This is a genomic window from Micromonospora sp. NPDC049529 (genome assembly GCF_055586685.1).
In genome coordinates this window covers 178,574-191,509 of the sequence record NZ_JBVJHT010000006.1, presented here as the reverse complement: position 1 = coordinate 191,509, position 12,936 = coordinate 178,574, and the positions used below count along the sequence as shown (strand labels likewise).

Sequence of the window (12,936 nt, the reverse complement as noted above, 5' to 3'; positions counted from 1 at the left end):
ATCGCCATCTTCAGCTGTAGGAATTTGTTCGTTCACCGTTCGACCCGGAGACACCACGGGCGTCTCGACGTCATCCGGATGACATTTCGACATGTGACGAATGTTAAAGCTGATCTTTTCCGACACCTGTTCAGCGGGCTGGTCGGCCCGTTCGTGGCAGGGTGTTGATCTGCCCGAGCAGCGGGCGAGCACCTAGTCACGCAGGGAGTCGTCGTGGTCCATCCCGACCTGCAGGCCGAGAAAGTAGACCACGAAACCCCCAAAGCCGCCATTCCCGGCCAACACGGCCGAGGCGCTCCGGTCCGGCGGGAGATTCCCGCGCATCCCGCCGGACCGGGCGCCGGCTGGCGACCGCTGCGCATCGCGATGATCGGCCAGAAGGGCATGCCCGCCACCTACGGCGGGATCGAGCGGCACGTCGAGGAGCTGGCCAGCCGGCTCGCCGACTACGGCCACGAGGTGACCGTCTACTGCCGGGAGAGTTACGGCAGCATGCCGCTGGACCGGTACCGGGGCGTACGGCTGCGCCAGGTCCGGACGATCGCCAGCAAGCACCTCGACGCGATCGTGCACGCCGCCACCTCGACCATGGCGGCGATGGTCGAACGGCCGGACATCGTGCACTACCACGGGCTCGGACCGGGCCTGGTCGCCCCGCTGCCGCGCTGGCTGTCCCGGGCGCGGGTGGTGCTGACCGTGCACGGGCTGGACAACCAGCGGGACAAGTGGGGAGCCGGCGCACGGGCCGTACTCGGCAGCGCCCACTGGATGAGCGGGTACGTCCCGCACCGGCGGGTCGCCGTCTCGCGCGGCCTCGCCGCCCACTACGAGACCACGTTCGGCCGCCCGACCAGCTACATACCGAACGGGGTGAACCCGGCCCGGCCGTTGCCGGCCCGGCAGATCGGCGCCCGGTTCGGGCTGACCCCCGGCGGCTACCTCATCCTGGTCGGCCGGCTGGTCCCGGAGAAGGCCGCCGACCTGCTGATCCGGGCCTTCCGCCGCAGCGGCACCACGATGCGGCTGGCGATCGTCGGCGGCTCCTCGTTCACCGACGACTTCGTGGCGCAGCTGCGCCGCGAGGCAGACGGGGACGAGCGGATCGTCTTCACCGGCTTCGCCTACGGCGACCTCCTCGCCGAGCTGTACGCCAACGCCGCCGGCTTCGTCCAGCCGTCCCGGCTGGAAGGCCTGCCGCTGACCCTGCTCGAAGCGGCCGCGTACGGGCTGCCGGTGGTGGCCAGCGACATCGCGCCGCACGTGGAGGTGCTGGAGGCCGACGCTCCGGGGCGGCGGCTGTTCCGCGACGGTGACGAGGACGACCTGCTCCGGGCGCTGGCCCCGGTGCTCGCCGACCCGGCCGCCGAGCGGGCCGGCGCCGAGGCGCTGCGCGACCGGGTGACCGGGATGTACAGCTGGGACACCGCCGCGCGCGAGCTGGAGCGGCTCTACCTCGACCTGGCCCGGGTCCCCGGCCGCCGCGCCCGCGCCCGACTCGCCGCCCGAAGCTCCGCCGCCCGAAGCTCGTCCGCCTGAAGCTCGTCCGCCCGAAGCTCGTCCGTCCATCGTCGTGGCGGCATCGGCCCTGTTCAGGCCGGTTGCCTCGGGTCGGCCCGGGGGAGGATGCCCCGGTCGGCGTAACGGCCCCTTCTGCCCGGTCGGCGACCGGGGCTAGATTGAACCGATCTTCGTGCCGGGAGGACATGGGATGGCCGCGCCCGGCAGCGGCCGGGGCAACGTCGATTCGGCATCAGTGGGACCGGTGGAACAACACACGCAGCAGTTGGTCGGGGCGTACGCCACGTCGCCTGCACGAACCCGCGTACCCGGCGGTGACGTGCCGACCGGGGCAGCCGAGCCGGGGCGGGGCGGTACGGCCGCCCGGATCCTCGTCGGTGCCGCCGCGGTGCTCGCCGCGATCATCGCCGTCCTCGCCGGGCTGGCGCTGGCCGACGGTGACCGCCGGGGCGTGGTGCTGCCGATCGCCGCCGTCGCCGGGATCGCGGTGGCGGTGCTCGCCCTGACCCGGTTCGCCGGGTACGTCCTGCTGATGCTCGCCATCCGGTCCTGCGTCGACCTGTTCAAACTCACCGGACCGAGCGCCGGCCAGGCCGCACCCGTGGAGACGGGCCGGGCCACCGACCCGTCCACCCTGCTCGCCGTACTCTTCCTGCTCGCCGCCGGGCTCTGGCTGGCCGCCCAGTTCAGCCGGCAGGGCCGGCTGCGGGGTTCACCGCTGGGCTGGGCCATGCTGCTCGTCGGCGCCACCAGCCTGGTCAGCGCGCTCGGCGCGGCCGTACCGGCGAACAGCCTGCTCGAAGCGTTGCGCATCCTCACCGTGGTGGTGATGTTCGTGGTGCTGGAGCAGCTCATGCCGGACAGCGCGGCGATCCGTCGGGTGCTGCTGGCCTGCTACCTCTCGCTGGTGCTGGCGCTCGGCTACACCGTGCTGATGTCCCTGCTCGGGAACCCGCCGGCCGAGGTGAAGGGCAGCTTCACCCGGATCAGCGGTACGTTCAGCCAGTCGACCACCTTCGGCCGGTACCTGATGTTCATGGTGATCTTCGGGTTCGCGGTCTACCGCTTCCTGAGTCGCCGGCTGCGGGTCGTCCTCGGAGTGCTGCTCGGGTTGTCCCTGGTCTTCCTGCTGCTGACCAACACCCGCAGTGCCATCCTCGGCGCGGCGATCGGACTGGTCGTGGTGGCCGTACTGCACCGCAGCAAGCGGATGCTGGTCACGCTCTGCGTGGTGGCGGTCGCCGGGGTGAGCCTGGTGCCGGCGGTCGGGGACCGGTTCGCCCAACTCGCCGACGCGCGCGCCGTCGGTGGCGACCCGACCGGCAACACCCTGGCCTGGCGGATCGGCTACTGGACCGAGATCGTCACGCTGGCCAACCGCAACCCGTTGACCGGCATCGGGCCGAACATGACCCAGCGCGAGACCGACGAGGCGAAGAAGCCGCACAACGACTTCCTCCGGGCGTACGTCGAGACCGGGCTGCTCGGCCTCGTGGCGTACCTGACGATGCTGGTCGCCTTCCTCTACACCGCCCGTGGTGCCCTGCGGCGGGCACCACCCGGCAGCTTCGAACGCGGCGTGGCGGTCGGCTTCGCCGGCTGCGCCACCGCGTTCGTGGCGGTCAGCGCCGCCTCCAACGTCATTTCCAACGTGGTCACGCTCTGGTACTTCGTCGCCTTCGCTGCGGCGGCCAGCGCCATCGCCCGCCGACCGGCGACCGAACCGGCCGGCACGAAGCCACGGAGCACACCCGTCCCGTCGCACGCAACGACAGCATTGGGGTAACAAGCGTGGAGATCGTCGACTACCTGCGGGTCGCCCGGCGGCGGCTCTGGGTACTCGTGGGGGTGCCGGTGCTCGCCACCGGCGCGGCGGCCGGCATCGTGCTGCTCGCACCCCAGCAGTACAGCGGCACCGCGTACGTGGCCGCGCCGGCCCTGGTCGGCGGTGCCGCCGGGACCCAGTACAGCGGCACCCAGGCGGCCAACCAGTTCGTCGCGGCGTTCGGCGCGGCCGTCACCTCACCCCGCGTCCTCGCCGACGTGGCCGCCGACACCGGGGTGGCACCGGAGCGGCTGCGCGACGGGCTGACCGTCACCCAGGTCGGCGCGAGCAGCCAACTGGAGGTGCGGTACGCCGCCACCAAGAAGGCGAACGTCGCCCCGGTGCTGACCGCGACCACCACCCGCGCCCTGGCCTTCCTCTTCTCCTCCCAGGTCGGGATCGCCACCGGCGAGGTCGAGGCGGCCAACGCGGACGTGACCGCGGCGACCAAGGCGATCGGCGACTGGGAGAAGCTGAACAAGGTCTCCCAGCCGGACCGGATCTACCAGGCCACGCTGAGCGAGCTGACCAGCCTGCGGCAGCAGCAACTGTCCATGCAGGCGGTTGGCAACGGCCGGGGCGCCGACGCGGCGGCCAGTGCGATCAGCGCCGCGCAGAAGAAGCTCGACGAGCTGGGGCCGAAGCTCCCCGACTACCAGGCGCTGCTCGCCCAGCGGGACGCGGCGACCAGTGCGCTGTCCCAGGCCCGACAGGGCTTGCAGGCGGCCCGAGCGCAGACCCAGGCGGCCGACCCGGCCCAGGTGACCAGCATCGGACAGGTGCACGCGGTGAGCCGGCTGAGTGAACTGATCCGTACCGCGCTGCCGGTCGCCGGTGCCGGGGTGCTGCTCGGGGTGCTGCTGGTGGGCGTACTCGAACTGCTGTCGCGGGGTCGGGCCGCGCTGCGCCCGACGGCCCGGCCGACCCCGGTCCCGGCGGCCATCGGCGCCGCCGCCGACGCGGTCCCGGACGGACCGCTGCCGGCTCCGCTCGACACCGTGACCCGGGTCGACACCGTGACCCGGGTCGACAGCGTGACCCCGGTTGACAGCGTGACCCCGGTTCGGTCGTGACCGACCGGCACCGCCGGACCGCCGGGTGAGCGCGCAGTCGACCGGCCGGCCGCCAACCGAGCCGGGGACCGGCGACCAACGGGCCGTGCCGGAGACCCGCGACCAGCGGGCCGAGCCGGGGACCGGCGACCAACGGGCCGCACCGGAGGCCGCCGACCAGCCGGCCACGCCCGAGACCGGCGACCAACAGGTACGCGGGATGGCGCGGGGCGGGGTGCTGAACCTGGCCGGCGCGGTGCTGAGCCAGGCGGCCCTGTTCCTGATCATGTTGCTGCTGGCCCGCGTCCTCGGCCTGCGCGAGGTCGGCCGGTACGCCCAGGTCTACGCGGTGCTGTCGCTGCTCGGCCTGCTCTCGCTCTCCGGATTCCGAGCCGGACTGACCCGGTTCGTCGCGGTGCACCTCGCCGACGACGACCCGGCCGCGATCCGGGGCACCGTTCGGCTCGGGCTGTCCATCTCGGCGGCGGCCTCCACCCTGATCGCGGTCGGGCTCGCGCTCGGCGCACCGTGGCTGGCGCAGGCGCTCAACGATCCGCAGCTCACCACCGGGCTGCGGCTGGCCGCGTTGACCCTGCCGGCCGCCACCGTCTGCGAGGCGGCGCTGGCCGCCACCCGTGGCTGGCGCACCCAGCGCCCGTACGCGCTGATCGGGCAGGTCTACGAGCCGGGCGCCCGGCTGCTGCTCACGGTCGGGGCGCTGGTCGTCGGCGCCGGACTCACCGGAGCGTTCTGGGCCCTGGTGCTGGCGAGCTGGAGCGCGGCCGCGCTCGCGCTGATCGCACTGGTCCGGATGCTGCGCCGGGTGCCGGCCGCCGCGCCCGCGTACCGGCCCACCGAACTGTTCCGCTTCTCCACCGTGAGCTGGGTGTCGTCGCTCTCCTCCACCGGGCTGATCTGGGTCGACACGCTCCTGCTCGGGTTCTACGGCAACGACGACATCGGGGCGTACCACGTGGCGACCCGGCTGGTCACGGTGGCGGTGTTCGTGCTCGCGCCGATCAACGCGTCGTTCGGCCCGTACCTGGCCCACCTCTACCACCAGGGCCGGATGGACGAGGTACGCCGGATCTACGCCGTCGCCACCGGCTGGGTGGTACGCCTCTCGCTGCCCGCGTTCGTGGCGCTGCTGGTCCTGCCGGACCAGTTGCTGCACCTGGTCAACGGGTCCGCCCTGGTCGGCGGGGCGGCGGTGACCATCGCCCTGGCCCTCGGTCAGCTCGTCAACGCGGCGACCGGCCCGTGCGGGACGCTGCTGAACATGTCCGGCCGGGTGTCGGTCAACATGGTCGACAACCTGGTCGCGCTGGTGCTCAACATCCTGCTCAACCTCTGGCTGATCCCGGCGTACGGCATCCTCGGCGCGGCGGTCGCCTGGGCGGTGTCGCTGGCGGCGGTGAACATCGCCCGGGTCTGGCAGGTACGGGTGCTGGTGCACGCGGTACCGGTCACCGCCGGCATGCTCAAGGGGCTGGTCGCGGCGGTGTTCGCGCTGGTCGCCGGGTTCGGCGCACGCTGGCTGGTGCCGGGCTGGGCCGCTGAACTCGCGGTCGGCCTGGTCGTGATCGCGCTGGTCTACCTGGGGGCGGTGCTCGCCCTCGGGCTCAGTCGGGAGGACGTCATGGTGTTGCGATCGGTAACCCGCCGCCGCGGCCGCCGAACCGCCGCTACCGGTGCCCCCTCCGGCCCCGCCGCCGGCTCTGGCCCTGCCTCTGCCTCCGGCCCTGCCTCTGGCCCTGGCCCTGGCTCCGGCCCTGGCCCTGCCCTCTCCGGCCCTGCCCCCGGCTCCGGCTCTGGCCGTGCTGGGGCTGCCGAACGGGCGGGGGGCGAATCGTGACCGGGGTTGGTCGTCGGCTGGTGACGGACCGGCTGCGGCGCGGTGTCCGGGCGGCGCGGGCGTGGGGACGAGCCAGCCGACCCGGACCGTCCGGACCACTGCCGGACTTCCTCGTCATCGGCGGCCAGCGCTGCGGCACCACGTCGCTCTACCACTATCTTGCCGCCCACCCCTCGGTACGCGGCGCCACCGGCAAGGAACTGCAATTCTTCAGCCTGCACCACGGTCGCGGACTGCGCTGGTACCGGGCCCACTTCCCGGCGCTCGCGCCGGGGGAGCACAGCTTCGAGGCGAGCCCGTACTACCTGTTCCACCCGAGTGTGCCGGCCCGGATCGCGGCGGACCTGCCCGACGCCCGGTTCGTCGCACTGTTGCGGGATCCGGTGCAGCGGGCGTACTCGCACTACCTGCACACCCGCTCGTACGGCGCGGAGCCGCTCTCCTTCATGGACGCCCTCGACGCGGAGGAGGAGCGGCTGGCACGGGCACTGCGCGACGGCCCGGACACCCGCGCCGCCCACCGGGCACTGCGCAACCACTCGTACGCGGCCCGTGGCCGTTACGCCGAACAGTTGGAGCGGTGGTTCGCGCACATCCCCCGGGAGCGAATCCACGTCGCCCGTACCGAGGACCTGCACACCGATCCGGCCGGCACGTACGCCGAGATCCTGCGTTTCCTCGACCTGCCTCCCTTCACCCCCGAGACGTTCATCCGACACACCCGTCGCGTCGACTCCGGCCCCTCCCAGCTGACCCCCGCCCTCCGCGCCCGCCTGTCCACCCACTTCGCCCCCCACAACTCCCACCTGGCCACCCTCCTCACCCGCCCACCCCTCTGGCCCCCGACCCCTACCCCTGACCCGCGTTGATCATGAAGTTAGCGACCTCCGGAGGGCTCCGGGGGCGCGCTAACTTCATGATCAACCTCGGCAGGCGGGGCGGGGTGGGGGGTGGGGGGGTGGGGGGAGAAGTTTGAGGTTGGGGTGCAACCTTGCGAGGGACCGGGGCGTCTATCCCCCGTGACCGCGATGCGGGGCCGAGTGTCCCGAGTGGTACGTCGGTCACGTGTCGGGGGATGCGTCGACGCCGCAGGCTCGGGTAGGCGGTGCGGCGACTGACCCCGACGACGATCGAGCGGATCACAGGAACGCGACGGACGTCCACGGGGGACAGATGCGTACTTCTGCGCGATCCGGGTCGGATGCCGTCGTCGGCACCGGGCCGGACACGAAAACGGGTGGGACGGGGCAGGGTCCGGACGCGGACACGGACACCGACACGGGTGGGGCGGGGTCGGGATCGGGCTCGAAGTCCATCTTGTCCAACGCCGGCACGGACAGTGGCGGGGCGTCGCCGGATCCGGCTACGGAAGGCGGCGGGGCGACGCTGCCCGCGCACGCTGTCGTACTGATCGCGGCGCTCTCCGCCGGGGTGGTCGCCCAGGGCGGCTACTACCCGGCCGGGCGGGCGCTGGTGACCGTACTGGTGGCGGTCGCGCTGGTGGTGGCCGTCTGGCTTCGGCCCAGGGTACGGCGGGACGGCTGGCTGGTGGTGGCGGCCTGCGCGGCCCTGGCCGGGTGGATTCTGGTGCGGGCGGTGATCGCGGACGCGTACCCGGTGGCGATCGGGGCGGTCGCCACGCTCGGGGGCGTGGCCGCGGTGGTGCTGATCCTGGCGCGGACCAGTCCACGGGAGCGGGAGCGGTGCGTCGAGGCGCTGCTCGGGCTCGGGGTCCTGGTCGCGGTGACCGCGTGGATCGGGGTGGCGATGCGGGTGCCCCGGTTCGCCGTGCTGGTCGAGGGAAGACTGTGGCGGGGCGCCTCCACGCTCACCTACCCCAACGCCGCCGCCGCGCTGCTCGCGCCGCTCGCCCTGCTGGCGATCGCGCTGTTGCTCGCCCGGCCCCGGTCGCTGGTCCGGGCCGGGGCGGCGTACCTGCTGCTGGTCGGCACGGGGGCGGCCCTGAGCCGGGCCGGGCTGATCGCGCTGGTGGCCGGGTTGGTGGTGTTGGGCATCGTCGTCGGTCCGTGGCGGACGATCACTCGGGTGGGTCCGCTGCTGCTGGGCGCGGGTGTCGCCGTGGTGGCGCTCGTGCCGTCGACCCCGGCGACCGGGCAACCCCAACCGGCGCTCGCCACACTCGGTCTGCTGGCCGGAGCCCTGATCGTGCTGGGCTCGGTCCTGCTGTCGGCCCGGCTACGCGCTGCCGCGATGGTGGTCGCCCTGGTGGCCGGCGGGCTCACCCTGCTGAGTCAGTGGGACTCGGCGCAGTTGCGGGCGGTGCTGGCGAGTCGGGGCAACTTCAGTTCGCCGGGCCGAAGTGGTGCCGCGACGGCCGCGTTCGACCTGGTCGCGGCCAACCCGTGGTTCGGCACCGGGCTCGGTGAGGCCCGTTTCCTCTGGGTGACGCCCAACGGTAACGGCGCGCTGGCGCTCTACGCCCACAACGAGTACCTGCAACTTCTCGTCGACCTCGGCGTGGTCGGCGGGATCGCGTTACTGGCGCTGTTCGCGGCGATGGCACTGGCCGTCCGCCGGGGCGGCGCCGACCGGCACCGGGCCGGGATCAGAGCCGGTGCCTTTGCCGCGCTGACGGCGTTCGCCGTGCACAGCGGCTTCGACTTCCTGTGGCACATCGCGGTACTACCGCTCGTCGGCGCACTGCTCGTCGGGCTCACCGCACCGGCCACCGGGGAGATCCAATCTGGTACGACCCAAGTAGAGGAGAAAGAATGAAGATGTCCCGTTTTCGGGCGTCGGGGCTCGCCCTGCTGGCCATCGCGGTGGGCGCCGTGATCGCGTTCGCCCTGCCGGCGGGTGCGGCGGTCAGCGTGCAGTCGGAGTCGCCCTCGGTGGCGGTGCTGACCCTCGGTGGCAAGGCTCGGCTCGACGCCAACGGTGCGGTGGTGTTCGCGCCGGTCAAGGTCGCCTGCACGCCGGGTTCGTACAGCAGCACGCTGACGGTGGAGGTCACCCAGGCGGTGGGCAACACCATCGCCAAGGGTGAGAAGACGATCGTCATCCGGGACTGCACCGGCGAGCAGCAGAAGATCAACGTCGCGGTGACCCCGGACCAGCGGCCCTACACCAAGGGCGTCGCGTTCGGTTCGGCCAAGCTCGACGTCTGTGACCGGCGAGGCTGCCAGACCGTGTACGACGAGCGCAAGATCGAGATCATCAAGTAACACCGTCTCGGATCCGTAGAGCGGGGGTCGGGCCCCGGAACCGTTCATGGTTCCGGGCCCCGGTCGGTCTCCCGGGTGCTCAGCGGAGGCCGGCGAGGATCTTGTCCACCGGTTGGTCGGCGCGCAGCAGCAGGGGAGTGCCGCCAACGGTGGTGCCGGTGCGGCCGGCCGCGCGCAACTGGGTGCCGACCGCCCCGCTCTGCCCGCCCGGTGCGGCCGGCACGCTGACCGGCGTACCGGAGGCGGACCAGAGCACCAGAGTGCTGGTGGCGCCCCGGACGAAGGCGACCCCGTCGAGCTTGCCGGCGGCCGAGGCCGGCAGCGCGGTGACCGTGGCGTCGCGGGCCGCCTCGGCGAGGCTCGCCATCATCGCGCCCGCCTCGCGTTCGGTGCCGTTCGGGTCGAGCAGCCCGTACCGGACCTCGCTGCCGGCGGCGTTGTTCGGGTTGTACGCCAACGGCAGCCAGGCGATCTCCCCGATGCCACCGGCGACCAGCAGGGACACCGTCTTCACCATCTCGGCCGCCCGGCTGGCCGGGTCACCGTCGGCGTCGCGCCAGAACTGGCCGACCTCCCAGGCCTGGATCGGCATCCCGGCCGGGGTCCGCTCCCGCAGGTAGTCCAGCAGCGGCGGCACCCCGTCGAAGTGCTCGTAGAAGTGCAGTTGCCGGACGTCGACCGTCCGGTCCGCGAGCAGGGACTCGGTGGCGGCCAGGAAGCGCAGGCTGCGGGTGTTGGTGTCGGTGCCGAGCGCCTTGCGCAGCGCCGCCTCACCGGTCACCGCCGGGATCTGCTGGCCCCGGGTGCCCACCCGCCGCTGGAAGTACGCCTGGTAGGCGGCGACCGCGTCCGGCACCCGTCCAGCCTTCAGCAGCCGGTCGGCGACACCCATGCCGTACGCGACGCTGCTGATGCCGGAGTCGACCACCAGGGCCTTCGGGTCGGTCGCGCGGATCGTCTCGGCGGCGGCCTTCACCAGGCGTACGTAGTCCTCGGGGCTGCCGGCCCAGTAGCTCGGCGCGTTGACCTCGTTCTCGATCGCGTACTCGGTCACCCCGTACGGGGCGTAGCGGGTCACCACCGCGCGGACGAACCCCTGGTACGCGGCGAGGTCGGTCGGCATCGCCGACTCGGTCTTGTTCGCCGCCCCACGGGTGTACGCGGCGGTGCCCCCGGTCGCCCAGCACACCCCGGTACGGATCTTCAGGTGCAGCTTGATCCCGAGATCGCGGCTGCGGGTGGCGATCCGGTCCAGCTCGGCCCAGTCGAGCTGCCCCGCGCTGCGTTCGATCTCGCACCAGGTCAGTTCCTCGTAGGTGGCCGAGCCACCGATCTTCTTCAGGTACGGCGCGAACTGGTCGTACCGGGACCAGTCCCAGTGGGCGCCGAACGGGTTCGACACCCCGCCGACCGGGCGACCAGCTCCGGTGTCGCCCGGTGCCGGCGTACCTGCCGGGGTGCCGGTGCCCGGCGCGGCCGGCGGCGGCGAGTCCTCGCCCGCACCGGTGCAGCCGGCGCCGAGCAGCACCACGGCGGCGACTACGGCGGCGGTCAGCGCCCGCACCGGCGCCCGCCCGAGGCGCCTCACCGGTAGCCCAGGGCGCGCAGCGTACGCCCGGAGAAGATCCAGACGAGCAGGCGCAGGAACGGGTCCAGTTCGCGCCGGTAGGTGCCCACCCGGGACGGGTAGATCGGTGCCGCCACGTCCGCCGCCGCCCGCCGCTTCTCCGCCTCGGTGGTGTACTTCTGGGCCACGTCGTGCTGCTTGCTGCCGTAGTCGAGGATGCCGTCCTCCCACGGTTCGCCGAGGAACTCGAACAGGCCGCGCATCGCCTTCTCCGGTTCGGTCACCGTGTCCTCGTAACGCAGCTCGTAGTAACGGTCGGCGGGCAGCGTCGCGCCGACCGCCCGCGCGGTACGGATGTAGCGCGGCCACTTGACCACGCACTTCACCGCCGACCAGTAGCCGAACCGCTTGCGGTGCGAGACGACCACGTCCCGCCCGTCCCGGATCAGGTGCACGATCTGCGCGTCCGGGAAGACCTCGGTGACGAAGTCGAGCGACATCGCGTACAGCGGGGTCTTGTCGGCCCACCGGGTCTTGCCGCGCGCGGCGGCGTAGTCGGCGTGGACGCCGCCGAAGAACTCGCGGATCCGGCGCAGCCAGTCCTCCCGGGGGAAACCGAACCGGGCCAGCCGTTCCCAGTCCCGACCGACGACGCGTTGCAGGTCCGGCAGGAACCGGGTTTCCGGGCCGCAACTGATGCCGGAGTGCGAGTCGAGCACCAGTCGCAGCATCGTGGTGCCGGACCGCTGGCAGCCGACCAGGAAGATCGGCGCGGTACGGGCTTCGGGTTCAGCCACGGTCGGCCACCTTCCGTTCGGATCCAGCAGCATCGGCGGCGGCGTACGGCGCGAGGCGGGCGGCCAGGTCGTCGCAGAGTGCCCGGACCCGCGTGTCGATCGGCAGCCGCCGGCCGGCCGACCCGCCCTCCGGTGCGCCGTGCGACCGGCGCGGGGCGATGTGGGCGTGCAGCCGGGGGTGGTAGGGGAAGTCGAGAAAGGCGCAGAGCCGGCGGATCTGCGCCGCAGGCTCGGCGACCAGGGTGTCGTACCGGCAGAGCAGCACGTCGGTGCGCCCGGACAGGCCCAGGTCGACGTAGAGCGAGTTGCGGACGTACCAGAACAGGGCGGCGCCGGTGTGCGGGTCCATCCGCTCCGGTCCGCAGTCGCGGACCAGTTCCACCGTTGCCGGGTCGAGCCGCTGCCCCTGCCACCGTCGACCGATGCTGCCGTCGGCGATCGCCCGCAGCGCCCGCAGGTTGGCGTCGCCGAACTTCGCCACCTCGGACCGGGCCCGGTCGTCGACGTCGCGGTAGACCCAGAGCGCGCGGCCGGGGGCCAGCCCCGGCAGGTCCAGCAACTCGTCCACCCGGTGGCTCTCGCAGAGCGGCTTGACCAGGACGTACGCGTGCCGGCTGCGCCGGATCGTGGCGGTCAGCACCTCGTCGGGGCGGAGCTGGAAGCGGTGGAAGACGGTGCTGTCGTTCTCGTTGCGCACCTCGACCTCGGGTGCCGAGTCCAGCCCCCGGACCAGCATGTTCGTGCCCGAGCGCTGCAATCCGACCAGGTAGACCGGCATCGCCGAGCCGGGCGTGCGGCCGGCCCGCCGCCGCCAGCGCCGTTTGGCCAGCGCGGTGCCGATCCGGTCGACCGGGTTGAGCCGGTCCTCCTCGACCAGCCGACCGATTCCCTCCGTACGCGCCCAGCGCAGGTGCCGCGCCACCCGCCGGGCGGTGTACGCGAACGCGGAGAGATCGTCGTCGGCGGCCACGGTCCTCCTCGCTCGGGCACCGGCGCCACCCTGCCCGGAGGGCGGGGTACGGCCGGCGGCGCAGCCAGGTTATCGGGAGATCATGGCGAGAGGCCAGGCTGCGGGCCGTACGGGCACACAAAGATCATCCGTTCAGGCACATGACATTGGTGAACTGGACTCGCCGA

The 12,936-nt window shown here is 72.7% G+C and carries 10 protein-coding genes; 7 read left to right on the top strand and 3 right to left on the bottom strand.

Going from position 1 to position 12,936, the window contains the following annotated elements:
- Positions 1-213: 213 nt before the first annotated feature.
- The 7 genes from ACZ6QQ_RS12330 to ACZ6QQ_RS12300 all read left to right on the top strand — a co-directional run bounded on the left by ACZ6QQ_RS12330 (position 214) and on the right by ACZ6QQ_RS12300 (position 9,435).
- Positions 214-1,536 (top strand): glycosyltransferase family 4 protein, encoded by a 1,323-nt coding sequence (locus ACZ6QQ_RS12330; protein WP_465876048.1) that lies wholly within the window; start codon positions 214-216, stop codon positions 1,534-1,536.
- A gap of 226 nt (positions 1,537-1,762) precedes the next feature.
- Complete coding sequence (locus ACZ6QQ_RS12325) at positions 1,763-3,304, top strand: O-antigen ligase family protein (protein WP_465876047.1); 1,542 nt, start codon at positions 1,763-1,765, stop codon at positions 3,302-3,304.
- Positions 3,305-3,309: 5 nt separating this feature from the next.
- Entirely contained in the window at positions 3,310-4,416 is a 1,107-nt protein-coding gene (locus ACZ6QQ_RS12320) for a Wzz/FepE/Etk N-terminal domain-containing protein (protein WP_465876046.1), read from the top strand.
- A gap of 25 nt (positions 4,417-4,441) precedes the next feature.
- Positions 4,442-6,250: a flippase gene (locus ACZ6QQ_RS12315; protein ID WP_465876045.1), complete on the top strand. Its 1,809-nt coding sequence runs from the start codon at positions 4,442-4,444 to the stop codon at positions 6,248-6,250.
- Entirely contained in the window at positions 6,247-7,119 is an 873-nt protein-coding gene (locus ACZ6QQ_RS12310; RefSeq protein WP_465876044.1) for a sulfotransferase family protein, read from the top strand. Before ACZ6QQ_RS12315 ends, ACZ6QQ_RS12310 begins: the two co-directional genes overlap by 4 nt.
- Positions 7,120-7,567: 448 nt before the next feature.
- Complete coding sequence (locus tag ACZ6QQ_RS12305; protein ID WP_465876043.1) at positions 7,568-8,986, top strand: O-antigen ligase family protein; 1,419 nt, start codon at positions 7,568-7,570, stop codon at positions 8,984-8,986.
- A 2-nt stretch (positions 8,987-8,988) separates the two neighbouring features.
- Positions 8,989-9,435, top strand: a complete 447-nt coding sequence (locus ACZ6QQ_RS12300; protein ID WP_465876042.1) for a hypothetical protein — start codon at positions 8,989-8,991, stop codon at positions 9,433-9,435.
- Between the two features lie 79 nt (positions 9,436-9,514).
- On the opposite strand, the gene ACZ6QQ_RS12295 is transcribed toward ACZ6QQ_RS12300, so the two are convergent.
- The 3 genes from ACZ6QQ_RS12295 to ACZ6QQ_RS12285 are packed head-to-tail and all read right to left on the bottom strand — an operon-like array spanning position 9,515 to position 12,769.
- On the bottom strand, positions 9,515-11,023 hold the full coding sequence (locus ACZ6QQ_RS12295; protein ID WP_465876041.1) for a hypothetical protein: 1,509 nt from the start codon (positions 11,021-11,023) through the stop codon (positions 9,515-9,517).
- Entirely contained in the window at positions 11,020-11,799 is a 780-nt protein-coding gene (locus ACZ6QQ_RS12290; protein WP_465876040.1) for a sulfotransferase family protein, read from the bottom strand. The genes ACZ6QQ_RS12295 and ACZ6QQ_RS12290 overlap by 4 nt, the downstream gene beginning before the upstream one ends.
- The gene (locus tag ACZ6QQ_RS12285) at positions 11,792-12,769 is read right to left on the bottom strand and encodes a hypothetical protein (RefSeq protein WP_465876039.1); all 978 of its coding nucleotides are present in this window, start codon (positions 12,767-12,769) and stop codon (positions 11,792-11,794) included. The genes ACZ6QQ_RS12290 and ACZ6QQ_RS12285 overlap by 8 nt, the downstream gene beginning before the upstream one ends.
- Between the last annotated feature and the right edge of the window lie 167 nt (positions 12,770-12,936).

Coding starts and splice junctions, on each gene's coding strand:
- ACZ6QQ_RS12300 (WP_465876042.1), top strand. CDS start 8,989: ATGTCCCGTTTTCGGGCGTCGGGGCTCGCCCTGCTGGCCATCGCGGTG.